Source organism: Bradyrhizobium sp. F1.4.3, assembly GCF_040548375.1.
In the GTDB taxonomy this organism is placed as follows: Bacteria; Pseudomonadota; Alphaproteobacteria; order Rhizobiales; family Xanthobacteraceae; genus Bradyrhizobium.
Genome location: NZ_JBEPRN010000030.1, coordinates 1 through 25,757, shown reverse-complemented (window position 1 = coordinate 25,757; position 25,757 = coordinate 1). Strand labels below are relative to the sequence as shown.

The 25,757-nt window shown below is 59.4% G+C and carries 17 protein-coding genes and 4 pseudogenes; 19 read left to right on the top strand and 2 right to left on the bottom strand.

From position 1 onward, the window contains the following. The first annotated feature begins 4 nt into the window (after positions 1 to 4). The 4 genes from ABIB73_RS36500 to ABIB73_RS36485 all read left to right on the top strand — a co-directional run bounded on the left by ABIB73_RS36500 (position 5) and on the right by ABIB73_RS36485 (position 5,006). On the top strand, positions 5 to 1,093 hold the full coding sequence (locus tag ABIB73_RS36500) for an ABC transporter ATP-binding protein (RefSeq protein ID WP_354232197.1): 1,089 nt from the start codon (positions 5 to 7) through the stop codon (positions 1,091 to 1,093). A 59-nt stretch (positions 1,094 to 1,152) separates the two neighbouring features. Next, entirely contained in the window at positions 1,153 to 2,202 is a 1,050-nt protein-coding gene (locus tag ABIB73_RS36495) for an extracellular solute-binding protein (protein WP_354232195.1), read from the top strand. 500 nt (positions 2,203 to 2,702) lie between these two features. Further along, on the top strand, positions 2,703 to 4,118 hold the full coding sequence (locus ABIB73_RS36490) for an amidase (protein WP_354232193.1): 1,416 nt from the start codon (positions 2,703 to 2,705) through the stop codon (positions 4,116 to 4,118). Between the two features lie 294 nt (positions 4,119 to 4,412). Then, complete coding sequence (locus ABIB73_RS36485; RefSeq protein WP_354232191.1) at positions 4,413 to 5,006, top strand: AMP-binding protein; 594 nt, start codon at positions 4,413 to 4,415, stop codon at positions 5,004 to 5,006. A gap of 201 nt (positions 5,007 to 5,207) precedes the next feature. On the opposite strand, the gene ABIB73_RS36480 is transcribed toward ABIB73_RS36485, so the two are convergent. Continuing rightward, positions 5,208 to 6,575: an alpha/beta fold hydrolase gene (locus tag ABIB73_RS36480; protein ID WP_354232190.1), complete on the bottom strand. Its 1,368-nt coding sequence runs from the start codon at positions 6,573 to 6,575 to the stop codon at positions 5,208 to 5,210. A gap of 662 nt (positions 6,576 to 7,237) precedes the next feature. Here ABIB73_RS36480 and ABIB73_RS36475 point away from each other — a divergent pair. The 13 genes and pseudogenes from ABIB73_RS36475 (at position 7,238) to ABIB73_RS36415 (ending at position 23,479) form a co-directional block, all read left to right on the top strand. Then, the gene (locus ABIB73_RS36475; RefSeq protein ID WP_354232188.1) at positions 7,238 to 7,546 is read left to right on the top strand and encodes a hypothetical protein; all 309 of its coding nucleotides are present in this window, start codon (positions 7,238 to 7,240) and stop codon (positions 7,544 to 7,546) included. 1,077 nt (positions 7,547 to 8,623) lie between these two features. Beyond that, positions 8,624 to 8,797, top strand: a complete 174-nt coding sequence (locus ABIB73_RS36470; protein WP_354232186.1) for a hypothetical protein — start codon at positions 8,624 to 8,626, stop codon at positions 8,795 to 8,797. Between the two features lie 163 nt (positions 8,798 to 8,960). Next, positions 8,961 to 10,211, top strand: coding sequence for a sarcosine oxidase subunit beta family protein (locus ABIB73_RS36465; protein ID WP_354232184.1), 1,251 nt, complete (start codon positions 8,961 to 8,963; stop codon positions 10,209 to 10,211). A gap of 9 nt (positions 10,212 to 10,220) precedes the next feature. Further along, a complete protein-coding gene (locus ABIB73_RS36460) occupies positions 10,221 to 10,505 on the top strand; it encodes a sarcosine oxidase subunit delta (RefSeq protein ID WP_354232183.1) in 285 nt (94 codons plus the stop codon). Further along, the gene (locus tag ABIB73_RS36455; protein ID WP_502918484.1) at positions 10,502 to 13,495 is read left to right on the top strand and encodes a sarcosine oxidase subunit alpha family protein; all 2,994 of its coding nucleotides are present in this window, start codon (positions 10,502 to 10,504) and stop codon (positions 13,493 to 13,495) included. The genes ABIB73_RS36460 and ABIB73_RS36455 overlap by 4 nt, the downstream gene beginning before the upstream one ends. An 88-nt stretch (positions 13,496 to 13,583) precedes the next feature. After that, positions 13,584 to 14,051: a sarcosine oxidase subunit gamma gene (locus ABIB73_RS36450; RefSeq protein ID WP_354232181.1), complete on the top strand. Its 468-nt coding sequence runs from the start codon at positions 13,584 to 13,586 to the stop codon at positions 14,049 to 14,051. Between the two features lie 14 nt (positions 14,052 to 14,065). Beyond that, positions 14,066 to 15,421 carry an L-serine ammonia-lyase gene (locus tag ABIB73_RS36445; protein WP_354232179.1) on the top strand — a complete coding sequence of 452 codons (1,356 nt, stop codon included), beginning with the start codon at positions 14,066 to 14,068 and terminating at the stop codon, positions 15,419 to 15,421. 18 nt (positions 15,422 to 15,439) lie between these two features. Then, a pseudogene (glyA, locus tag ABIB73_RS36440) lies at positions 15,440 to 15,785 on the top strand (serine hydroxymethyltransferase); the annotation flags it as partial. A gap of 693 nt (positions 15,786 to 16,478) precedes the next feature. Further along, a complete protein-coding gene (locus tag ABIB73_RS36435) occupies positions 16,479 to 17,597 on the top strand; it encodes an ABC transporter ATP-binding protein (protein WP_354232215.1) in 1,119 nt (372 codons plus the stop codon). A 67-nt stretch (positions 17,598 to 17,664) separates the two neighbouring features. Further along, the gene (locus ABIB73_RS36430) at positions 17,665 to 18,711 is read left to right on the top strand and encodes an ABC transporter substrate-binding protein (protein ID WP_354232177.1); all 1,047 of its coding nucleotides are present in this window, start codon (positions 17,665 to 17,667) and stop codon (positions 18,709 to 18,711) included. A 75-nt stretch (positions 18,712 to 18,786) separates the two neighbouring features. After that, the gene (locus ABIB73_RS36425; protein ID WP_354232175.1) at positions 18,787 to 20,037 is read left to right on the top strand and encodes an ABC transporter permease; all 1,251 of its coding nucleotides are present in this window, start codon (positions 18,787 to 18,789) and stop codon (positions 20,035 to 20,037) included. A 5-nt stretch (positions 20,038 to 20,042) separates the two neighbouring features. Beyond that, complete coding sequence (locus ABIB73_RS36420) at positions 20,043 to 20,888, top strand: ABC transporter permease (RefSeq protein WP_231189239.1); 846 nt, start codon at positions 20,043 to 20,045, stop codon at positions 20,886 to 20,888. 1,142 nt (positions 20,889 to 22,030) lie between these two features. Beyond that, positions 22,031 to 23,479, top strand: coding sequence for an amidase (locus tag ABIB73_RS36415; protein ID WP_354232173.1), 1,449 nt, complete (start codon positions 22,031 to 22,033; stop codon positions 23,477 to 23,479). A 157-nt stretch (positions 23,480 to 23,636) separates the two neighbouring features. Here ABIB73_RS36415 and ABIB73_RS36410 read toward each other — a convergent pair. Further along, positions 23,637 to 24,035, bottom strand: a pseudogene (locus ABIB73_RS36410) (transposase); the annotation flags it as partial. A 196-nt stretch (positions 24,036 to 24,231) separates the two neighbouring features. On the opposite strand from ABIB73_RS36410, the pseudogene ABIB73_RS36405 reads away from it, so the two are divergent. Both ABIB73_RS36405 and ABIB73_RS36400 read left to right on the top strand, forming a co-directional pair. Then, a pseudogene (locus ABIB73_RS36405) lies at positions 24,232 to 24,420 on the top strand (IS110 family RNA-guided transposase); the annotation flags it as partial. 433 nt (positions 24,421 to 24,853) lie between these two features. After that, positions 24,854 to 25,714 (top strand): annotated as a pseudogene (locus ABIB73_RS36400) (IS30 family transposase); the annotation flags it as partial. Between the last annotated feature and the right edge of the window lie 43 nt (positions 25,715 to 25,757).

The window sequence follows — 25,757 nt, the reverse complement described above, 5'->3', positions numbered from 1 at the left end:
TAACATGCAAATGCTTGCTCAAGATGCACTTGCGCCCGAGCTGCAATGCGAACCGGTTGTTTCCTTTCGAAATATTAGGAAGGACTACGGCGCAATCACGATTGTACCCGACTTTTCGCTTGAAATCCGCCGTGGCGAGTTGGTGTGTCTTCTCGGCCCGTCCGGGTGCGGCAAGACGACGAGCCTACGGATGCTGGCTGGGTTTGTCTCGCCAACGAGCGGAGATATCCTGATCGACGGCCGAAGTGTGACGCACGTTCCGGCGTATAGGCGCGACGTTGGCATTGTCTTCCAAAACTATGCTCTTTTTCCACATATGACTGTGGCCAAAAACGTGGAGTATGGGCTGGTGAATATCGGCATGAAGAAGCAGGAACGGCTGAGCCGCGTTCAGGACATGCTCCGCCGGGTGGAGCTGCAGCATCTCGCCGGCCGCTACCCGCGTGAGCTTTCCGGAGGTCAGCAGCAACGCGTCGCGCTTGCCCGGGCACTCGCCCTTCAGCCGAAGGTTCTCCTGCTAGACGAACCCTTCTCCAATCTGGATGCGCAGCTTCGCGTTCGTCTTCGCGAGGATCTCCACAACCTCATCCGCAGCCTTGAAACGACTACTCTTTTTGTAACCCACGATCAGGATGAGGCGCTCACACTAGCCGACCGTATCGTCGTCATGAACAAGGGCGCGGTGGAGCAGATCGGTAGCCCAGAGGAGATTTACGATGCTCCAGCCACGCGATTCGTGGCTGAGTTCATCGGACAATGCTCTCTGTTGGATGGACAGATCCTCGAAGGAGGCGAATTCAAAGCCGATGATGGATTGTGTTTGCTAACCTCGGGCCACGCCGGAAAGGTCACCGCCGTCATTCGGCCCGAGAATGTCAAGAAGGCGCATGAGTTGCCTCGGCAAACGGCTCATCGCGCGACGATCGAGGCGAGTGACTATCATGGCTCCCTTACTCGGCTCCAGCTTCGCCTGGACGGATGCAAACTGATCATGGATACCCAATTTCCCGTCGGTCAAAAGCCAAAGCCCGGCGAGCAGATCGACGTATCCATTGATCCCGCAGGAGTCCGATTTGTGCCCCGAGTCCAATGATCCAGAGCGCCAACTTGCGAAGTGCAGCCAAGTTTTGAAGAACTGTTTAGGAGGGGATTATGAAAAGACGTGACTTTCTTGTACTCGGTGCTGCTTCTGCTTTGACGACCGTTGCATCGCCAGCCGTCTACGCTCAGCAGAAGAAATTTGCCGGTGTCACACTTCGAATCAATGGCTACGGAGGCACGTACGACAAAGCCCTGATCGAGGGCGTTGCAAAACCTCTCGAAGACAGTACCGGGCTCAAGATCGAATATATCCCTTCGAGCCCTAGCGTCGACTTAGCGAAGCTTATTTCCAACAAAGCCAACCCCCACATTGATCTCTTTATGGCGGATAGCCCGCTCATGCCTCAAGCAATTGCGGGAGATGTTTTGGAGAGCTTTGGCCCGTCCGATGCCCCCAATCTTTCGCGTGTCCTTCCCGGTTTTCGTGAGTTCGGCGACTATGGCGCGCCATTTAGCGTTGCTTCGATCGTGCCCGTTTACAACGTTAATACCGTTAAGCCTCGGCTCACGGGTTTCTCCGATATCGCTCGACCCGACTTGAAGGGCAAGGTTTCAACGATGCCGGCCAACGGCTATACCGGCTGGATGGTCTTGCTTGCTCTGGCCGAAGGCAATGGCGGATCATTGGCAAACATGGATCCAGCCCTCAAAATCATCGCCGCAGCTAAGGATAACATCATCGCGACACCGCCTAGCTCCGTCACACAACTGCAGGCCTTTACACAGGGTGAGGCGCAGGCCGGTACATTGTGGGATGGTCGGGCGTACGAGGCGCGGAAATCGGGAACGCCGTTGGAAACGGTTGTCGCGCGAGAGGGCATCTACGCCGTCACCTCGTATACGAACATCGTGCGGGGCGGGCGCAATAAAGAGGCTGCCCTGGCCTACATCAATCAGCTTCTTTCCGATCAAGGCATGCTCTCCGTGCCGAAAGCGCTCCGCTACGGACCAACCACTGATGTGGCTCTAGGCGATCTCGCAGCTGACATCCTTATTAATTCTCCCGAACGGGCGGCATTGAAGCGGCCGATTGACTGGAAAGCTTTGATGCAGCAGGGCACGGCTCTCGGCGAGAGGATGACGAAGGAGCTACGAGGCTAGTATTTGCGAAACTGCGCCATCGCTCCCGCATCTGCGCATGTCTTCAACAGGTTGCCGTTGTAGCGAGCGGAACGAAGAGCGACATTGTTATCGGCGCATCCACAAGGGTTGGGGAGGACGCTGCTAGCCGAACGCCATCGCAGAGTGACGCTGCTTTCTTGCCGGGAAGGGTTGTGCCAACAGGCACAAATCAGCAGCGGGCGCTGCTTGGCTTGTTTCTGCAGGGAGTCATTCTCGACGAAACTGTGGTCTCGCGGCGACTGCGCTCGGTCGTACAGCGCGGCTGCGAGGATTTATGAATGGGCACACCCAGAATTGCCTTAAGCTCAGCAGTCGCACTGAACGCAAAGGTGTTCTTGCGCCTTCGGAGGATGGTCTGCCCACCAGCGGTCTGGATTTCGATTTCCTAGTCGCCGCGTCGATCGCCGCCGCACAGTGTTAGTCTTCATCGCAATTCCATCGGGCGTAAGCTGGCGAATAGAGAGCAACGGGGTTCTGAAGTGCGGCAGATAATCCGAGATACAGCGTGCGGCGTCGTTCACAAATTGACCAGAGGTGACGTATCGCCACTCGAGCTCTTGGGCGTGCTAGAAGAACGGATTGCGGAGGTGGACGGTAAGCTAAACGCACTCCCAATCTTGTGTTTTGATCGCGCGCGCAAGCACGCTGAGGCGATCATGAAAAAGCCCGTGAGCGAGCGCGGTCTCCTCGGCGGTCTGCCTGTACCGATCAAAGACCTCACCGACGTCGCTGGTGTGCGCAACACTCAGGGCTCGCTGATTTTCAGGGATTATGTCCCCGCTCGGTCAGATATCCTTGTCGAGCGACTCGAAGAGAGCGGCGCGCTCGTCTATGCTAGGTCGAACACCCCCGAGTTCGGGGCCGGGGCCAATACTTTCAACGACGTCTTCGGGCCAACGCTCAATCCATGGAATACGTCGCGCTCGGCGGCTGGCTCCTCCGGCGGAGCTGCGGTTGCGCTCGCCACTGGGACGGCATGGCTTGCGCACGGGTCTGATATGGGGGGCTCGCTCCGGAATCCGGCAAGCTTCTGCAGCGTAGTTGGCCTGCGGCCCAGCATCGGCCGGGTTGCGCACACACCGAAGTTCAAGGTCGACCGTAACCTTGGTGTGCCGGGACCTATGGCCCGCAATGTGGAGGATGTTGCGCTGATGTTGGACGCGATGAGCGGTGAACATCTTGGCGACCCGCTGTCGCTTCCAAAGCTGCCGCACTCGTTCCTTTCGGCCGCCCGATCGGGCAAAAAACCACGACGGGTCGCCTATTCACCCGACTTCGGCATCACTCCGGTGGATCCCCAAGTTGCGGCAATTACGCGCCGGGCCGCTGCGCGATTGGCCGAAGCGGGCGTAATCGTCGAGGAAGCGCATCCGGACTTCCGTGGAGCCCAGGAATGCTTTCACGTGCTGCGCGCCTTTGATTTCGCAGTCAGCAAAGCTGGCCTGTTGCGTAGCCACCGTGATCTACTCAAACCAGAGGTCATCTGGAATATTGAGGAAGGCTTGAAGCTTACGGTCGAACAGATTGAGCGCGCCGAGGCACAACGGCTAGCGATGATGACGCGCGCAGTGGACTTCTTCAGGGAATACGATTTGCTGTTGTCACCTGCGACCATTGTCGAACCATTCCCGGTCCAAAATCGGTATGTCACCGAATGCAACGGTAAGAATTTCGACCACTATGTAGATTGGGTTGCCATTGCCTCTGCAATCACGCTGGCCTGTTGTCCGGCGCTATCTCTCCCCTGTGGCTTCACTAGTTCCGGCCTACCGGTCGGACTACAAATAGTAGCCGCGCCCCGTGCCGAGGGGAACCTGTTGGCCGGCGCCAAAACACTTGAGGATATTCTGGGCCTGCGAGGCTGCACGCCTATCGATCCGCGGCCGCAATCGTGAGGATCATGTTGCGCTATCTCTGACGCCGGCGGCACCGTTGTGGTGGCCTTCCCGGAGATCGCGTTATCCTGTGTACGTGGAACCTTTGTCGTGAACGCCTGCTGCTGCTCGGCGCATCGACACGGCAGCCAATAGAGTTTCACTAGATTCGAAAGCATGAACAAGGAAGTGTCGAAAGCCCGCCGCAGCTTCCAGCGGCCTGCCTCCGTTATGCGCAATCGCCGACCTCGTGCGTGAGCATGCGGCCGCGCGGCCCGGCGCCATCGCCATGCGCCAGGGCGGGCGCACGATGTCGTGGCTGCGGCGATAGCCGATCGCGTTGCCGCCACTTTGCAGCACTCAGGCGTGCTGCCCGCGCAGGCCATCGCGATCTCCGGTGCGAATTCGCTGGAGTACACCGCAGTATTCGTTGGCGCGCTGCGCGCGGGCGCCACGGTGGCGCCGCTGCCGACGAGTGCCGCGCCCGAACAACTCGCGAGAATGGTGCCCGACAGCGGCGCGCGGTCTTTTTTTGCCGACGACAGCGCACCAGCTTTCGACACGGGCGAGCAGCGCGTGGCGCTCGACGGCCTGGTGCGCGGTGTGTGGTGCAGGACTGGCTGCTGCCGCAGGGCACGCGACTGGACCCCGTCCACGTCCAATCGCACTGGCCCTTCAACATCATCTATTCATCAGGCATCACGGGCACGCCCAAGGCAGTGCTTGCATGTTGCTCCTGAAGGCCACGGGTGTGAGGGTGTCTGTTTGAGGACTTTCGAGTTCTCGAATGACCATCGGGGGCGCTGTAACGCCTCGCAATCGAACAGCTTGGCATATAAGAGATCACGTGCGGCAAGCGTCGGCACGAGGTTCGGAAAGATCGACGGCAACCTCAAACCGAAACGCTGATCCAATCCCTCACAAAGCGAGGTGGCGCGATTGTTCACCGCGAGTCGAGAACGTTCGCAGCCTGGCTTGAGAGAAGGAAAGCGGAGCCCGCCGCATCAGGCGCCCCCTAATCGCGTGCTTCTTCCAGTCCCTTGCTCGATGTAGGAGGCTGGCATCTCGCCGCCTCGCGGTGGAGATGTCAGCCTCTCATCGTTCTCGCCGTTAACTCAGGAACAGGGTGCGATCAATGGTCGTTGTGTGTGTGTTTGTGGGTGTGTAGAAGATCCAAGGCCGGAGGGGGACAGTGTTCTTGCACGAATCATCGACCGGATCGTTGGGTGACTTGAGGAATTGGACGATGAGTTTGTCTCTGCATCCACCGCCGGATCCACCATGTTCCTGCGCCTGCAGCACGACCCGCTGTAGCTTGGGCATCGTCTCGGCCAGCAGTTGGCTCCATCTGATATTGCAGCACGCATCTACCTGTCCATGGATCGCCAAGGCGGGCACGTTGCTCACGGGCGTTGTGTTCAGACTTGCGGGCACATCTCCGGCTTCTGGCCACCACGCGCAGAAGATATTTGTCTCGTAGCCCATTAGAGCCGGCTCACGCTCGATCATCGCCGTGGCTTCTTTCGGCGTTTGCTCGTTCTGCCCCATCGAGCCGCACACATTGGATAAGAAGTGCCCGATAGCGTACGGATGCGGAGAACGCGTGTCGACATCGTTCAGACCGAAATACTGATCCAAGGCTGAATAGTCGCCTCGAAAGATGGCCCCCAGCGCCTGAGGCAGCCGATCGTAGATGCTCGGAAAGTCGGGGTTACCTGCGTAATACAGGGTCGAAAGGAAGGTGGCCCCGTCGATCTTGATCTTGAGTTTGCCGTCGGGTTCAACTTGACTGGCGACAGTGGTTACATACGGCTTCGCGTCGAGGATCGCACGAGCTCGATCCGCGGCGTGCAGGTAACCGGGGAATCTCTTTGCACATTCCGCGTTGTCGCGCACGCAAATGCCCAGGATGTCATTGACGATATTCTTCGCTGTGATTAGCTCATCGAATTGTGGTCGGTCTCTGAGAGTGGTGAGCCACGGGAATGCGAAAATTGCCGATCGCACATGGTCGCCATAGTACTTCAAGTAGGTTGCAACTGAGCCGCCCCCAGTCGAAATGCCGTAGATGTCGATGGTCTGAAAACCAAGCGCCTTGCGGATCTCATCGTAGTCTCGAGTGATGTGATAGTCGGTGTATGCGCGAACGTCGACTCCCTGGCTCTTAAGCGTCTCATAGCACAACGTGACAAGGTCACTTCTTTCCTTAATCCGCTCGCGGAGACCTTCTAAGCCGTAAATCTTGGGGGCATATTTGCGACTGTACCATCCCGGACAATCCAGAACTGGCGTCGCGAGCTTCAGCCCCCGACTCTCAATGACTACAACCGGATGCGGTCGGAAGACCTGCAACCTCGATCGGACCGTATTCTCGCTCATGTCGAGGCTAGATGAACCCGGTCCGCCGGGGAAGTAGAACACCGGGGTGAGATTCGCGTCGGTGAAGCTATCCTTTAACACCGCAAGTGGGAGCGTCACCGTCCTGCTGTTGGGGTGGTCCCAATTCTCCGGTGCGGTGAACCTATAACACGTAGCTCCCGAGTTCGTGAGAGCTTGCGTTGCGCAGCCCGACGGCTGCAGCCCGGCGGCTTGGCTGGCCGAGCTGAAAGGCGTGCCTGCTAGTGCAACCAGGACAGCTGAGCTGGCAGCAGTCGCGCCGCGCATTACAGTGCGAGCTAACATCATTCCCTCCTGGGTGCGGGTACCGGTCCAGATGGACACACCCGAAAGTGGGGCATGGTAGTGTCGCGGTTGCGCCGAAAACACGCATCCATAAGGATCTATTCGTCAATAATCTGCGTGTTTGCGGGCAAACGAGATAGAAGATGCGTATGGTGCGAGACTTGCATGCCAAAAACTAAAACGCCGTGCGATAAGCCGCCTTCTCGAGATCGGAGTGCGGACGACGGCAGCAGGAGGTATTCGGGATCATGACGCGACGGACTCGACGCGCTCGTGGTGACGGGGCCGCCGAAGCTAGGTCTGGCGGCTGAGGAGGTTGTTCAACCGAACTGACGACCTCACGTCTTACGCCGCGGTCGACGGAAATGGTGCGGTGGGTTATCGAGGAGAAACAGCCGGTTCGCGTTGTGACCGCGGGGTTCGGCGTCAGTGAACGTCGCGCTCGGGAGTGACTGAAGATGGTCGCGCGGATCGCCCGCGACACGATGACCGACACACCCGAACCGAGCGAGCTTCCTCGTGGCGAGATGCAGCAGTTCGCCGGGCCGTTCGTGTTAATGGCGTCGGGGTGGCCCGGTCTCGGTCAGGCTCGCAAGGCCGAGCCCGAGCCGGGTGAACCGTCCCGCAACCGTCGAGCGCAGGCGGAGCGGGGGGCGATCACCTCCCCGGTCATCCGGCCACTCGCGGTGAAGCGCACCGTGTTGTTGGCCACAATTGCACGGTGGCCTCGTGATGAACACGGCGGCCTCTGTGGCGGAGGCTCTTGAAATGGTGCAATAATGTGCGCTCACTCGAGCGTTGGACTCGAGGGGAGCAGTGGCGTCGTAGGCACTATCCGATAAAGTGTCCCGACGTGAGGTGGGAGTTATTCCCCCGGTGCTTAAGGCCCCGGTGTTCGCATTGCTTTTGGCATGTCGATCGTGATGACGATCGCAGTCGTTTTCTGAAACGCGCTTTGCGGCGTGCCTCGCTTGCCGTCCTAGAACCGACACGCTCGCTTCCGGCTCCTGCGACGGCGCTACCAGCTGCTGCTTCTCCGAACTGCACCAGCTTCGCCGCCGCAGAGCCGACGTGATGATCTCGACCCGCCCGTTCGTCATGCGACTACTCCCGTGAATAGTCACATGACTCACACCCTCAACTCACCGGCAGGCAGCCCTGCCGGAGGGGATACTGAGCATCGGCAACTTGCGTGAGTGTCCTTGTTCGATACCGCCTTCTCCTGATTCCGGATGACCGCGCTGACACCTAGCCACGCGCCGCTTCAGATATCGACGCTTACCAAGGTCGCCTCGGCAAACTCCGCGCATGCTTCTGAAGAATCCAAGCACCTCAGCTTACCTATAAGGCAGGCACCAAACCTGCATCCCAGTTAGCATCCAAGTATGGCAAGAGCTGGAGCCAGAAATTGGATTGCCACCTTTTGAACACGCAAGGGCAAGACGTTGGCGGTCCTGGCTCCAGACGACTACTGCGCCACACACCTCATTGCCTTGTCAGTTGAAATCCGTCGAAGAAAGGCGGCAGAACGCAGGATTTGCGCGTGGCCGGGCCGCTCATTGCATTAAATTGGATTAGGATGTCGTTACACTCAAAACGCGAAGGAACTGCGAAAGAAGTTGCAGGGGCGACCCGCTATGAGCGGTTTACTACCTCTGGCGAACGGCCCCTTGCTCCAAGAAATGCGCGGACCGCTTCAAGGTACGCGAGGAGGCCGACCATCGAATGCGGTTGTCGTGCTCCCATCATCACCTAGTGTCCCGAGTCGCAAGTTCGCAATCGTAGATTCGCAATTTCGCGTCGCTGTGCCAAGGCTGGAGGCAGCAACAGTGACGGAGGGTCTGATGGCGGTCCGGCAACTTGCCTCCCTGACATTGAGTGATGAAGAGCGCGCCGAACTGAAGGCGCTGACGACGCGGCGGAAGACGGCGCAGGCGCTGGCTCTGAGAGCCCGGATCGTGCTGACCTGCGCGGAGGCCTACTCGCTGGGCGGCATGTCTGATTGGAGGGTGCCCTGAGTCATCCACAGACAAGGCCTCGGGGTCGCAAACGTGGGCGAGTCGCTCGAGCAACGCACAGAATCTTGGCCATCAGCGATATTCTCCTCGCGAAATGGCACAATTCTACTCGCATTGAGCCGGTCTGAAGCCTCATGCTTCTGGCCAACGTCGAGGACACGCCATGCGCTTTTCTTTTGTGAGCCTGCTTCGCCAGGCCTTCGCCGGCAATATGGGTTGGCCAGAGCAATGGCGTTCGCCGGAACCCAAGGCCGCATACGATGCGGTTATTGTCGGCGCCGGCGGACATGGCCTCGCGACCGCCTATTACATGGTCAAGGAGCATGGCCTCACGAATATCGCCGTGATCGAAAAGGGCTGGCTGGGCGGCGGCAACACCGGTCGCAATACCACGATCATCCGCTCGAACTACCTCTGGGAAGAATCCGAGGCGCTTTACGAGCACGCGCTGAAACTATGGGAAGGTCTCAGCCAGGACCTCAACTACAATGTGATGTATTCCCCGCGCGGGGTGATGATGCTCGCGCACAACATCCACGATGTGCAGGTCTTCAAGCGCCACGTCCACGCCAACCGCCTCGCCGGCATCGACAACGAATGGCTGAGCGCCGAGGAGGCGCTGGCGTTCTGCCCGATCTTGAATATCAGCAAGAATGTCCGCTATCCCATTATCGGCGCAGCCTTGCAGCGACGCGGCGGGACGGCGCGGCATGACGCCGTGGCGTGGGGTTATGCGCGCGCCGCTTCGGCGCTCGGTGTCGACATCATCCAGAATTGCGAGGTCACCGGCATTCGCCGCAATGTGAACGGGGCGGTCAGCGGCCTCGACACCACGCGCGGCTTTGTCGGCGCCAGGAAAATCGGCGTCGTCGCGGCGGGCCACACCAGTGTCGTCATGGGCATGGCCGATGTGCAGATGCCGCTGGAGAGTTATCCCTTGCAAGCTCTGGTATCGGAGCCTGTCAAGCCGATCATGCCTTGCGTTGTGATGTCCAACACCATCCACGCCTATATGTCGCAATCGGACAAGGGCGAAATGGTCATCGGCGCGGGCACAGACGCCTACACGTCATATTCTCAGACCGGCGGCCTGCACATAGCAAGCCACACGTTGGATGCGATCTGCGAACTGTTCCCCGTCGTACGCCGCCTGCGCATGCTGCGCAACTGGGGTGGCATTGTCGACGTGACCCCGGACCGCTCGCCGATCATAGGTAAGACGCCTGTGCCGGGGCTCTACGTCAATTGCGGCTGGGGCACCGGCGGCTTCAAGGCGACGCCCGGTTCTGGGCATGTGTTCGCGCATACGGTTGCGACCGGCGAGCCGCATCCGATCGCCGCGCCGTTCACGCTCGATCGCTTCCGCACGGGGCGTCTCATCGACGAAGCCGCCGCCGCCGCCGTCGCGCATTGAGGTAACGTCATGCTGCTCATTCATTGCCCCTATTGCGAAATGGATCGGCCGGAACTGGAGTTCCGGTACGCGGGCCAGGCGCATATCGCGCGTCCCGCCGATCCGGAGACCATGTCCGGCGAGGATTGGGCGAAATACCTCTATTTTCGGGCGAATCCCAGGGGGCTGCACGCCGAGCGTTGGCGACACACCAACGGCTGCGGTCGCTTCTTCAATTGCCTGCGCGACACCGTGACCGACAAGATCCAGACGACATACAAGGCGGGCCAAGCCCGACCGGAGGCGGTGCGATGAACAACAATCTTCGCATGGTCCAAGGCGGTCGGATCGATCGTGGCGCCCCACTCAACTTCCGCTTCGATGGGCGGCGCTATCAAGGCTATCTGGGCGATACGCTCGCTTCGGCGCTGATCGCTAACGGCGTGCATCTCATCGGGCGCTCGTTCAAATACCACCGCCCGCGTGGCTTCCTCGCCGCCGGCGCCGAGGAGCCGAACGCGCTGGTGGACGTCGATCGCGGTGGGGGACGCACCGCTCCAAACCTGCGCGCGACCCAGGTCGAGCTTTACGAAGGGTTGGTCGCGAACAGCCAAAACCGCTGGCCATCGCTCAGCTTCGATATCGGCGAGATCAACGATCTCGTTCCGGCGGGGCTGTTCAGCGCGGGTTTCTACTACAAGACTTTTATGGCGCCTGTGAGCGCGTGGAAGACGATCTACGAGCCGTTCATCCGCCGCGCGGCGGGGCTGGGCGTCGCGCCGACAGCGCCCGATCCGGATCATTACGCGCAGCAATACGCCTTCTCAGACGTCCTCATCGTCGGTGCTGGGGCGACGGGGCTAGCCGCCGCCCTCGCGGCCGGGCAAACAGGCAAGCGCGTGATTCTCGCTGACGAACAAGCGGAAATGGGAGGTGGTCTGCTCGACGAAGTAGACGCAACCGTCGACGGACAGTCCGCGCGGGCTTGGGTCGCCGCAACGCTCCAGCAATTGAAGACGATGGCGAATGTCACCTTGCTTGCGCGCACGCAGGCTTTCGGCTATTACGCGCAAAATTTCGTCGGCCTCGCCGAACGCGTGACCGAGCATGTCGTTGCGCCCGATGCACGCGCGCCTCGTGAACGGCTATGGAAGGTTCGAGCGAAACAAGTCGTTCTCGCGACGGGCGCGATCGAACGCCCGCTCGTGTTCCCCGACAACGACAGGCCAGGCGTGATGCTCGCCTCGGCCGCGCGCACCTACCTCAACCGCTACGGCGCGAAGTCCGGCAAGAAGGCCGTGATGTTCACTGCCGACGATACCGGCTATACGGCGGCGCTCGATCTACATAAGGCGGGCATCAGGATCGTCGCCATCGCCGATATTCGCCGCGCTCCGGAAGGTCCAGGTCTCGCGTTGGCGAAGGCGACGGGGCTGCCGATCCAATTTGCCACGGCGGTTTCAGGCGTATCCGGACGCGCTCGCGTCACCGGCGCGAGCCTCTGCGCCCTGGGCGCTGACGGTTCGACCATCTCCGGCCCATCCGTCCGCTGCGATCTCGTCCTGATGGCCGGTGGGTGGACGCCCGCGGTGCATCTGTTCTCACAATCGCGCGGCAAGCTGACCTTCGACGCGTTACGTCAAATATATGTCCCGGGCGTTTCCGCGCAAAACGAACGTTCCGCAGGCGCCTGCAACGGCGTCTTCGATCTCGCCGCCGCCCTCGCCGAGGGCCATACCGTCGGCGCCGCGGCGGTAGGCGCGCCAACCGAACGCGCCTTCGTTGTCTCGGATGCGACAGCGCCCTCCGGCGGGTTCCATGGCGCGGTTCCGCATCCGCGCGATCCGCAGAAGGTTAAGGCCTTCGTCGATTTTCAGAACGACGTCACCGCCAAAGACATCAAGCTCGCTGTACGCGAAGGCATGCGATCCATCGAGCACGTCAAGCGCTACACCACGACCGGCATGGCGACCGATCAGGGCAAGACCTCGAACATGAACGGCCTCGCCATCGCCGCCGCGGCGCTCGACAAGGCAATTCCCGAGGTCGGCTTGACGTCGTTCCGCTCACCCTTCACCCCGGTAACCTTCGGGACCCTCGCGGGCCATTCGCGTGGCGATCTCTTCGATCCGATCCGCCGCACACCAATGCACGCCAAAGCCAAGGCCTTGGGCGCCATGTTCGAGGACGTCGGGCAGTGGAAGCGCGCGTGGTATTTTCCGAAGGCGGGCGAATCCATCCATGCCGCTGTCAATCGCGAAGGCCTCGCTGTGCGGAAAGATGCCGGGATTTTCGACGCGACGACCCTCGGCAAGATCGAAGTCGTCGGCCCTGACGCCGTCGAATTCATGGAGCGGCTCTACACTAATCCTTGGGCCAAGCTCGGCGTTGGCCGTTGCCGCTATGGCCTGATGCTCAACGAAGCCGGTTTCGTCATCGACGACGGCGTCGTCGGCCGCATGGCGAACGACCGATTCCACGTGACAACGACGACGGGCGGCGCGCCACGCGTGCTTGCGCATATGGAGGATTATCTTCAGACCGAGTTTCCGGACCTGAAGGTCTGGCTGACCTCGACCACCGAGCAATGGGCCGTGGTCGCGGTACAGGGACCGAAGGCGCGCGAAATTCTCGCGCCGCTCGTTGAGGGCATCGACCTCTCCGCCGTCGCAATGCCGCATATGAGCCTGCGCGAGGGCAAGATCTGCGGCGTGCCAACGCGGTTGTTCCGCGTCAGCTTCACCGGCGAACTCGGCTTCGAGGTCAACGTTCCCGCCGACCATGGTCCGGCAATTTGGCAGGCGATCTATGAGGCAGGCCAACCGCATGGCCTTACGCCCTATGGCACCGAGACCATGCACGTGCTGCGCGCTGAGAAAGGCTATATCATCGTTGGGCAGGAAACTGACGGCACGGTTACCCCATCCGACCTCGCTCTCGACTGGGCAATCGGCAAGAACAAGCGCGATTTTGTCGGCAAACGTTCCTTGCGCCGCCTCGACCTCATCGCGCCGAACCGAAAGCAACTCGTCGGCTTGTTGACCGACGATCCAGCGACCGTCCTTGAGGAGGGCGCACAAATCACGGCCGAAGCCACGCCCGTAAAGGGAACGCAAGCGCTTGGCCATGTCACTTCGGCCTATTGGAGCGCGACGCTCGGTCGATCAATCGCCCTGGCGATAGTTGCAGGCGGACGCGCGCGTATGGGCGAGACGCTTCATGCGCCGATGGCGAGTGGACCGATCGCCGTCAGAGTCGTTGAACCCATCTTCTTCGATCCAGACGGAGTGCGTATCAATGCTTGATCTTTCCCAGACCCGCCGGGCGCCGGTCGATCTACCACCGGCGCCCGTCGCGGGCGTCACGTTGAGGACAGCGCCCGCGGCGACCCGATTGTTGCTGCGCGGCGTGGACGCGGTCGCGGCTGCTGGCAAAGCGTTTGGCGTCGCCATACCGACGACGTCGTGTGAATTCAACGCTGACGGCGCGCGCGTAGCGCTCTGGCTCGGCCCCGACGAATGGCTGCTGATTGCGCCGGAGGCGGAGACCCCCGCGCTTCAGGCGAAACTGGAAGCCGCGCTTAGTGGCATCGCCCATTCTCTCGTTGACATCTCGCATCGGCAAACTGCGCTGGCTGTCGAGGGGCGTGGCGCGGAACTGCTTCTCAATGCGGGCGTACCTCTGGATCTCTCGCTTGCGGCGTTTCCCGTCGGCGCCGTCGTGCGAACGATATTCGAAAAGGCCGAAATCATTCTATGGCGGCAGCAATCGGATAGCTTTCACGTCGAGGTCTGGCGGTCGTTCGCACCCTACGTCTGCGCGCTTCTCGAAGCGGCCCGCGACGACAATTCTTCGCTCTGACCGGTAGCAATGAGATGATCAGCGTATTCGACGTCTTCAAAATTGGCATCGGTCCATCGTCGTCACACACGGTCGGGCCGATGAAAGGCGCGGCGTCCTTCGTTGCCGGCGACCTCTCCGAAGTCGCGCGAATTGAAGTTACACTCTACGGTTCGCTCGCCTGGACGGGTGTAGGCCATGCGACGGACCGCGCCATAATCCTCGGCTTGTCCGGCGAAAGGCCGGACACCGTAAATCCCGATCATGCGCAGGCTCTGCTCGCTCGCGTCGGCGGCGAGCGGCGTCTTGTCCTGGACGGTCGCAAAGCGATCGCGTTTGAAGCGGCGCGCGATCTCCAGTTCGATAAGCAGACTCGCCCGCCGCGTCATCCCAACACGTTGCGCTTCGCAGCTTATGGCGACAGCGGCGAATGTCTGAGGGAAGAGCGTTGGTGCTCCGTCGGTGGCGGGTTCGTGATCCCGGAAAACGAACTCGGCGCTGCGCAGCCCGCAAATGGGGCGACGCCTTTCTCCTTCTCAAATGCCCGCGAGTTGCTGATCCTCGGCGAACGGCATGGTTTGCCTATCGCTGCGATGATTCGTGAAAACGAAGCCACCTCGCGACCTGCCGACGAAGTGCGCGATCATTTGCGACTTGTCGCGAGAACCATGTTCGCCTGCATAGATCGCGGCCTTTCGACCTCCGGTGAATTGCCGGGCGGGCTGAAGGTGAAGCGCCGCGCGTCCGCCATTTATCAACGGTTGAAATCGGAACGCCTCGTAAATGACCGATCGGCGCATGAAGTCATGGATTTCCTCAGCGTTTTCGCTATCGCTGTCAACGAGGAGAACGCTGCCGGCGGACAGGTGGTCACAGCGCCGACCAACGGCGCGGCGGGCGTTGTTCAGGCCGTGCTTCGCTACTACCGTGACTTCTGCGCTGGCACCTCTGAAGAGGGGATCGAGACCTTCCTCCTCACTGCAACAGCGATTGGAGCTCTGTTTAAAATGAACGCTTCGATTTCGGGAGCGGAAGTTGGATGTCAAGGCGAGGTCGGCGTTGCCAGCTCCATGGCGGCGGCAGGTCTCGCGGCGGCGTTAGGTGGCAGCAATACGCAGATTGAGAATGCCGCTGAGATCGCAATGGAACATCATCTCGGCATGACATGCGATCCCATAAATGGGCTCGTCCAGATCCCATGCATTGAACGCAACGCATTCGGGGCGGTTAAAGCAGTCAACGCGGCCTCTTTGGCGCTGCACGGCGACGGGGCTCACAAAGTGAGTCTCGACCAGGTCGTCGCCACGATGCGCCAGACCGGCGCCGACATGCAGGACAAATACAAGGAAACGTCCTTGGGCGGCCTCGCGGTCAGTTGGGTCGAATGCTGAAGAGGAGAAACGCCATGAATGTTGCACCCCAGACACCCTAGCGCTGCCGATGATTTTTTTACCGGCTCACTCATGCGACGTGACCCCGAGATTGCTCGGGCCATCACGCTAGAACTCGGCCGCCAGCGCAATGAGATCGAACTCATCGCCTCCGAGAATATCGTTTCGCGAGCTGTGCTTGAGGCGCAAGGTTCAGTGATGACCAACAAATATGCGGAGGGTTATCCGGGGCGCCGCTATTACGGCGGTTGTCAGTTCGTGGATCTCGCGGAAACGTTGGCGATTGAGCGTGCTTGTAAGCTATTCGAATGCGGTTTCGCCAATGTGCAGGAGCTCGGGCAGTCGGGCTAATCAAGCCGTATTCGGCGAAGTTGTTGATGTTCCGGATGCTAACCCGGCAGGCCCTCTCGCGCAGACTCCTTGGCGACCGCCCCGATCGATCGACCGCTCAAGCCAACTACAGGTGTCCACTCATTTGGAGAAGGTCCACCGACTACAGCGGCCGTCTCACTCGCTGCTTGAAAACTCCCACGCCATCTCTGGAAAAAACGCTCAACTACGCAACCTGATGAGCTCGCCGGATTATCCCTCACGGTCTGCTAGCGGCGCTCGGCTTACAAACCCCGAGACTCCAAAGCTGCTGAACGAACGTCCAATGTGCCAGACGTCCTCGGCCCATGGACATGTGGGAAGTCAGATCGGCCCGAGCGTCGGACAACTATGGACGCCATGCTCCACGAACCTTAGTCCACTGACGGCCTCGGGGCCTAAAAGCTTCGCGACTTCTGATCGCACGCAGAATTTCAAAGCAAGAACACGCTATCTCGAAGGCTTTCGTCTTGCCGGGTCGGTTAATGCTTCCGCCAACGGCAAGAATACACTTTCCAGTGAATGGTCTGCTCAAGAAGGGGAGGATGTAGTGAGCTTTTTGGCGAGCCCAGGGCGCCTTGTGCACGTTTCTCCCCGCTTGCGCCTTCCTCACGGTGAAAAGACTGCAATGCCTGGTCTAATAGGAGGTGTCGCGATCGCCGAGCATCGTGAGGCGGAGGTGGACGCAATGCCAGACTACAATAGTGCTTTTGTAAAATTTTTGAACGTTCAGAAGACCTACGACGGCGAAACGCTCGTCGTAAGGGATATTAATCTAGATGTCGCGCGCGGTGAGTTTTTGACGATGTTAGGCCCTTCGGGGTCGGGCAAGACGACCACCCTCATGATGCTTGCTGGGTTCGAAGCGCCAACCCGCGGCTCGATCGTCCTGGAAGGACGCCCCATCGACAAGATGCCGCCCCACAAGCGCGACATTGGTATGGTGTTCCAGAACTACGCGCTATTTCCGCATATGACGGTAGCCGAGAATCTCGCCTTCCCACTCAAGGTTCGGAAGCTCGGCAGGGCTGAGCGCGAGGCCAGGATCAATCGGGCACTTGAGATGGTCCGGCTTGGTCCTTATGGGGGGCGCCGGCCCGCCCAGCTCTCCGGTGGTCAGCAGCAGCGAGTCGCACTTGCCCGTGCGCTTGTCTTCGATCCGAAGCTCGTACTAATGGACGAGCCGCTCGGAGCACTCGACAAGCAGCTGCGCGAGCAGATGCAGTTGGAAATCAAGCATATCCACGAGGATCTCGGCGTTACTGTTGTCTACGTTACGCATGATCAGGCCGAAGCGCTGACCATGTCTGACCGCATAGCGGTGTTTAACGATGGCGTAATCCAGCAGCTCGCAAAGCCGGTGGAACTGTACGAGCGGCCGCGCAACGCCTTCGTCGCTCAATTCATTGGTGAGAACAACAGGTTGCCGGGCAAGGTCGTGGCGGTGAACGGCGTGATCTGCACGGTGGAAGTTCCTGGGGGCGGAAATGTTCAAGCGTTGGCTATCAACATCGAGGCAGTTGGCCGACCAACCATACTGTCCCTGCGGCCGGAACGGGTAAGGCTGAATCCGCAACCTGGCTCGCTGCCCAATGTCCTCAGCGCGAGGATCGAAGAGCTGATCTATCTGGGAGATCAAGTGCGCATCCGAGTTTCGGTCTGCGGCCAAAGCGAATTCGTGGTCAAGCTGCCGAACTTGGAAGGTGTGACGCAAGTCGAGGCGGGAGCGACGATCACAGTTGGTTGGAAAGCGGAGGATTGTCGTGCATTTGACGAACCAGATGGCACGTTGGATGTCAAGCAATAGCGGAACTGAACGGCATTTTCGCTTAGATCTTGCCGCTCAGGGCGGCATTTAGAGGAGGTATTGCACCATGAACAGATTCTTAAAAGTCGCCGCTCAAGCGCTCATTGCACTGCTGCCACTGGCGCCTGCCTTGGCGGATGATCAGCTAAGGATCGTTTCCTTCGGAGGCGTCTACCAGAGTGCCGAGCGCAAGACCTACTACGAGCCTTTCGCCAAAGAGACAGGGATAAAGATCATCGAGGACGAATACAATGGTGAGATCGCCAAAGTCCGCGCGATGGTCAAGTCCAAGACCGTGACCTGGGATGTGGCCCACGCGGACGCAGGCCAGGCCGCGGAAATGTGCGCCGAAGGCATCATCGAGGTGATCGACTGGAAACGGCTTGGGCTCGACCGGTCGAAGTTCACCGACCAGGAGAAGAACGACTGCGGCGTTCCTAACAACGCCTATGGCTACATCATCGCCTGGGACAAGGACAAGCTGCCCAACGGCCCGGCTACTATGGCCGACTTCTTCGACCTGAGGAAGTTTCCAGGGAAGCGTGCCATCCAAAAGACTCCGTGGGGTATCATCGAGTGGGCGCTGGTCGCTGACGGCGTGGCCGTCAAGGACGTGTACAAGGTGCTCCGCACACGCGAGGGAGTCGACCAAGCATTCAAGAAGCTCGATACAATCAAAAAGGACGTTGTCTGGTTTACGACGAACGCCCAAGGTCCACAACTGCTCGCCGACGGCCAAGTCGTCATGGTAACGGCAACGAGCGGCCGGATTCTCGAGGCAATCAAAAACTCTGGCAAGCATTTTGAGATGATGTGGGACGCCCCGCTAGTCTCTACAACTCTCTGGACAATTCCCAAGGGCACTTCGCACCAAGACGAGGCGTACAAGTTCATCTCCTTTGCCGCTTCGCCGGCCCGGCAGGCTGGCCTGACCCAGTATATAAACTACGGACCCACTAACAAGGACGCTATCCCTCTGGTCGATCCAGGCGTCTTGCGCAACCTTGCCACTTCACCAGAGCACATGCAGAACGCCTTGCTCATCGACCCCAGTTTCTGGACTGACAACGGCGAGGAACTGCGCCAGCGTTTTACTGCTTGGGTCTCGAAGTAAAGGCCCGAAAGGATACGATAGGCGAGGGGTCTTCCGCTCGCCTCAGCAACCAACAGATGAACCAAGAGAGAACCGATGACAACAATGGCCGCGCAAACTGCCCGCAGCCCGGATGGCAGTTCGCTGCGGATCAAACTGCAACAGGTAGACCGCCGGCGCAAACTGAGGGCGTTCACGCTCGTAACGCCGCTTCTCCTGTTCGTGCTTATCACTTTCGTCTTTCCTATTGGCCGGGTGATGTTCAACGCGGTCCATGACGATACACTGCTGCTGCAGCTGCCGCGAACCATGGCCGCGTTGAGCACCTGGAACGGCCAACAGCTGCCCGACGAGGCTACCTTTGCGGCTCTCGCGCACGACTTACGAGAATCCTGGACTCGCAAGACCGCTGCGCTAATCGGTAAGCGGATCAACTATGAAATACCTGGCGCTAGTAGCGCCGTGACCTCCAGTGCCCGCAAAGCGAGCACACTCTCGGGGGGGCCCTACAAAGCAGCGCTGATCGAGATCCAACCACTTTGGGAGCGGCATGACGTCTGGAGCGTATTGAAGCGCGGACGCTCAGCCTATACGGCTTTCTATCTGCTGCGTTCGTTCGATTACCAGTACGGTTCAGAGGGCCAAGTCGTCGCAACTCCGCCGGAGAGCGCGGTCTTCCACGACGCGTTCCTGCGAACGGTGGGAATCAGCATTGGCGTGACCGCCGCCACGCTGCTGCTGGGCTTCCCGGTTGCCTATCTCCTAGCAACACTGTCACCTAGATCCAGCAATCTGCTGATGATCATGGTAGTGCTACCGTTCTGGACATCAGTATTAGTGCGTACAACGGCCTGGGTCGTTCTTCTGCAGGAGCACGGCATCATCAACGACACGTTACTGGCGCTACATTTTATATCACAGCCCGCTGAGCTGATCTTTAATCGTGTCGGGACCGTAGTTGCGATGACGCACATCCAGCTTCCTGTCACGCTATTACCAATCTACAGCGTAATGAAGAACATCCCCCCCAGCCACCTTCGCGCAGCTCGCTCGCTCGGCGCCGGCCCGTTCTACGCCTTCTGGAAAGTATATTTCCCGCAAACGATGCCTGGTGTTGCTGCAGGCTGCCTGCTGACTTTCATTCTCTGCCTTGGTTACTACATCACCCCCGCACTAGTAGGAGGCCCCGCTGACCAAATGGTCGGCTATTTCGTCGCTCGCTATACCACCGACGAGCTCAACTGGGGTATGGCTTCAGCCCTCGGTGCCATCCTGCTTGCCGGCACCCTGGTGCTCTATTGCCTGTTCAACAAGCTGGTTGGCGTCGACCGGGTCCGACTGGGGTAAAAGCGATGACTGTCTCCGCCTATAGATCTCCAATCGAAAGGACTTGGTACTTCCTTCACCGGGTGCTCGGTGGGGCGGTCCTGCTGTTCCTTCTTGCGCCCATCCTCGCGATCGTGCCGCTCTCTTTCAACTCGGTGCCGTTCTTCACCTATCCGATGCAGTCGTTGTCGTTGCGGTGGTATCAGGAGTTCTTCTTAACAACCCGATGGCAGGGCGCGCTGTTCAACTCCATATTCATAGCCTTCTCGGTCACCCTGCTCGCGACCATGCTCGGCACTTTAGCCGCTGTTGGGCTCAGCCGGCCGAACTTTCCCTTTCGAACGGCGGTGACCGGTCTTTTGATCTCTCCCATGATTGTGCCAACAGTGATCACAGCGGTCGGCCTGTACTTCTTCTACGCCGAAGTTGGATTGCTGAATTCTTACGCGGGGCTAATCCTCGCGCATACGATGCTGGCGACCCCCTACGTGCTCATCACCGTGACCGCGACGCTCAGCGGTTTCGATCGCTCCCTCGCTCTTGCCGCAGCGAGCTTGGGAGCGTCGCCGATCCTCGTGTTCTTCAGAGTAACCATGCCATTAATCCTGCCCGGCATGATTGCCGGCGCCCTGTTCGCTTTTATCACCTCTTTTGACGAGCTAGTCGTGGCGCTCTTTGTGGCGGGTCCCGAGCAGCGAACGTTGCCAAGAGTCATGTTCTCTGGTATCCGCGAAGAGCTCAATCCTACGATCACCGCGGCAGCGACAGTGCTAATCTTCGTCGCGGCCGGGATGCTGATCACCCTCGAACTGCTGCGCCGCCGCGCCGAGAGGCTGCGCGGCATCTACAACACGACCCAGATCTCCAAGTGAGTAGATATCTCTATTCGATGCTGCCGGTTTAGCCTCTCGTGTACGCGCAGGGATGTTACGTCATTGGAATCTACCGACGGGGGGCCTCTATAAACGCATCGTCCGGAACGGAGAGCTATCGCTTTCGCCGGGCTGGCGCTGGGTACTGCGAACGCTGACGAACGGCACCTGGATCTATTTAGTGGATTGGGAAGGCGAAACGACGTTGAACGGTGCCACCCGTACTTCACGGCACCTGCGGCGCTGTTCAGGCGGCTCCTCGGGCCGATTCGGCTGCGGTGGTGACGGGGATATTGTCGCGACGGGCCTAGGAGCAAGGGGGGGACGAATCGATCAGCTGTCCTGCGGATAGGTGCGGCCTCGTCTGCGTGAACGCTCGCGGGCGCATATAGGCTGCAGCGCTGCAGGCGAGTCCGGCGTTCCGCTCGTAGGCACAGACGTGAGCTGAGGTTGTTCATTCGCTCGCCGTGAGCGATCGCCGATGGCGCGGCGTAATGGGAATCGCGCCCGCTTATAGCTCGGCGATGAGACAGCACGCGGGTTCTGCAAGTCGTCCAAAAAACTCTTGAGCTTCTCCTGATCGGCGCGGGCGACATGAGCACCCTGCAAGGACCGAATATGTCAATCGCAGCGATCCCGTCCCGGCGGTCGGGATGCTGTGGTAGGCCATGGCTGCGCGTGCCGCCGGTTGCTCCACCGAGCCGCAAGGGTTCAAATCCCACCGCACTCTTCCCATTCCTGAATGCAACGGGGCATCAGACCAGCTGATGCAGCGCATTCAAGCGCATATCTGCGTTGTAGCTGCTTCCTCGGCCACCAAAGCATCATCGCACGCCGCCATCAGCTAGCCCGGCCCATATTTTATGCGAAGTATTCCTAGGGAGCGCCTTTACGTCGTCGAAATATTGCATTTGCGATGACTTGTTCGCCAAAAGTATGCGCTCGACGCAGCATTTCGTTGAAAACCGCCAAGTCTAGCGTGTCATCTTTCTCAGCACGGCATCGGGAAGAGCGTCATGTCTTCCGGGCCAGCAGAATCGTGATCCTGACGGTTCGTGGTTGCCTTAGCACTGCGATTCTGCCGCGCGATATTGACCTCCAATCTTGCCAGAGTGCGGGCGAAGTAAACGGATATCTAACAAATGAGATTAGGCGAGTATATCAATTACGATGCGACCGGATTAGCCTCTCTCGTGCGCTCGGGGGACGTCACGCCCTTAGAACTAACGCAGCTAGCCCGCAACGCGCACGACGATGTCAACCCGCGTACCAATGCCGTCATCGAATTCTACGGGGACGCTGATGGTATTGCTGGCGCGGACGGAGGGTTATTCCATGGCGTGCCTTTCTTTCGCAAAGATGCCGGTGCCACCGAAGCTGGCCGCCTCCAGGAACTCGGCTGCCGGTTGTACAAGGGCCGTCGTCCCGATGTCGAAAGCTATTTTTTTCGCCGGGCTCGAGCCGCCGGTCTCCAAACGCTCGGAAGAACGACAACACCGGAAATTTTTGGCGGCTCCGGAATGAGCGAATCCATTCTGACTGGCATTACCGGCAATCCATGGAATCTGGAACGCTCCGCAGGCGGCTCATCTTCTGGTGCAGCCGCAGCGGTGGCTTCCGGCATTGCTCCCATGGCGCATGGAAGCGACGGCGGCGGATCCATTCGCATTCCCGCCGCCTGGTGTGGCCTTGTCGGACTGAATCCCTCGCGCGGGCGGGTTTCGGGTGGTCCGAATAACCAGGATAGGTCGTTTGGTCTCCCTCGCGACTTTGTTCTATGTCGCACTGTGCGCGATATGGCGGCCGCCCTCGATGTCTTTGCAGGTCCCCATCCCGGTGATCCATTTATCATCGTGCAGCCGCACCGAACATATGTGGAGGAACTTTCGCGGCCGACCGGCGCTCTCAGAGTGGGCCTTGCTATGACCGATTGGGGGACGATTAGTACCGATCCGGAAATCCGACAGGCCGTCGAGAATACGGCTACGCTGCTAGAAGAAATGGGGCATATGGTGACGGAAATTTCGCCACCATATGAATTCGCTGAGTACTGTCGCTCACTTCTTCCCATCAGGATACTCGGTAGGAAACTCAGCGCCGAGAGTCTTGAGAACGATGCGCGAGCCCAGGGGCGGCGAATTGATTCGAACACCTTGGAGCCATTGAGTCTCAAGCTTTATGAGTATGGCAAGTCTCAATCGGCTTCTGTGGGGGATGCGCTTGAAGCACTGCGTGGGATAAGGTTCCGAGTTGGGGAGGCAATCCATCCCTTTGAAGTTCTGCTAACTCCGACAATGCCCACTGTGGCGCTAGCCCACTGCAGCATCTACAGCACGACCAATCCCGCGCTTTCCGCTGAGGAATACCTCGAAGCGGATGCTTCGCTTTATCAATATCTTGGAGTGTTCAACGTGACCGGACATCCATCCGTATCATTACCTTTGGCACAAAGTCGCGGCGGGCTACCAATCGGCCTGCAGATCGTCAGCCGTTTCGGAGACGAGGCCACGTTGGTCCGTATCGCGCGCGATCTGGAGGAAGCCAGACCGTGGCACGACAGGCGGGCACCTGTTCGGGCGGGAGCGGTCTGAAGCGGTGTTTTGCTGACCTCCACGCCTTTCGGTCGATATCGTCTCCATGCACGATACGCTGCGGCTACCGCCAAGCTCAATGACATCAACCCACAGGCTTGGTTTGCCGTCCTAGCGCGCCTACCGTCATCAAGCGCATTCATAAGTTGCTGCCCTCAAATCGGCCATACAGCGCCCCAGGCTTATGGATCGACAAATTGTCCTGCACGACACGGATGCAGGCGGCGTCGGGATAATGGACGTCGACGAGATCACGCATGCCGTGGGCGTAGTTCACGGCGGCGCGGCGGTCGGTGACCTTGACGTTGCGCCAGCCCCGATGTGGATCGAAGGTGACGAAGAGATTGGCGGTGCCGTTGCGGCGATATTCTCAATCATAGCGCTCGCGCTGTCCCGGTTGGGCCGGGACCGGCTGGCGCACCTCGCCGATCAGCTGGATGGGAGTCTCGTCGTAGCAGACCAGCGGCCGGGCGGGATTCTGCGTCTCGGCGTAGAGGTCGAGCACGCTTTCCATGCGGGCAACGTATTCGCCGTCCACATGGGGAATGCACCACATGTTGTCACTCGGCTTGCCATATTGGCTGTGACGCATATTCGATGATCGTGATTGTTTGTTTCTATGGCGCGCCAATCAGCCTAGCCTGAAGGAGATCGAGCTTAGCGCGCCCGTACATTTGCCGTTTGACCAGCTTGAGCTTGGTGATCTGCGTTCCACTTGGCCATTGGACCATGGTTGCGTGACTAGCGAAGCTGACACCAACGGCAAGATATCCCGATGAGGCGACCGACTTCTCCGAACTTACCTGTTCGAGGCCGCAACCGTTCTGCTGTACCGAACAAAGAAATGGTCTTCCCTCAAGGCCCGGGGCATGAAGCTCGCAAAGCGGATTGGCATGAGGAAGGCAAAGGTAGCCATTGCCCGGAAGATCGCCGTAATCTAGCACGGCATCTGGGTCGACGGGACATCGTTCGACTGGGGGCAGGCGAAGGAGGCCTAATCTTGCAAGTTCCTGGTCCGGTTGGCCGGACTGGCGATGTCCCGCTGGGACGGTGGTCGTGGCGACCTCGGTCAATCGGCTGGTGGCGGTTCGTCCGCATTCCGCTGCAAACGTTGAGGCGCCCGATCCGGACATCATCATGAGGCGCTCGCGACCTCGGAAAGGACCATGACCCCAGCTACGACATCAACCCAATCACGCTGAAGCCGCCAACGACATCGATTATCCAATCCCCCTAGGCGATCGTCTCGCCGTCCGCGATCGCTCCGTCTCCGCAATCCCGACCAGCTCCGACGGAGCAATCGCTACCGGCGTGTCACTGGAGAGAACGAATGGTAGCTTGACAACAACCCGCAATTAAAGGGCCGATTGACACCGGGAAATGAGTCGCAATGGCGGCTATGATCGCTACCGAGCGACAATCGCGGACGAAAATGCCTGGTCTCGATCTCGTCGTCCAAAATGTTGTAAGTTAGCCAATCCGCGGCTTCGGCGGGCGGTGGCAGGGAAGCTCAAATTGGATTGGTCACCCGAGCAGATAGCCGGTTGGCTGAAGAGAGCGCATCCTGGAGACGAGTGTAATCAGGTGTCACACGAAACCATCGATCGCAGCCTGTTTGTCCAAGCGCGCGGCGTGCTCAAGAAAGAGCTGCTTAGCCATCTTCGATCGAAGCGCTCGATGCGTCGCTCCGTTGACCCGCATGGCGATAAACCGGGGCATATCAAGGATATCGTCTGAATCCGTCAGCGACCGGCGGCGGTTGAAGATCGGGCGGTGCCTGGTCATTGAGAGGGCGATCTCCTGTCCGGGCCGAACAACACCTCATCGCGACCTTGGTCGAGCGTCATATCCGTTACGTGATGTTGGCCAAGGTGCCAGAAGAACACCCAGACGGTTGTCACCGCGCTCATTAAGCAGGCGAAGAAGCTGCCAAAGGAGCTATATAAATCTCTGACCTGGGACCGGGGCAAGGAACTTACGGATCATCGTCGCTTTACGTTGGCGACCAAAATCGACGTCTATTTTTGCGATCCGCAAAGCCCGTGGCAACGCGGGTCGAATGAGAATGTTAATGGCCTGCTGAGACAATACTTTCCTAAGGGCACCGACTTGTCGATGCATTCGCAAGCTCATCTGAACAAAGTGGCTCGTCAGCTAAATGAACGACCACGTAAGACCTTGCAATTTGAAACACCAGCAGAGAGATTTAACGCCTTTGTTGCGTCGACCGGTTGAGCCGGCAGAAGGCTATCGGACATTGCAATCGGAAAGACAAGAC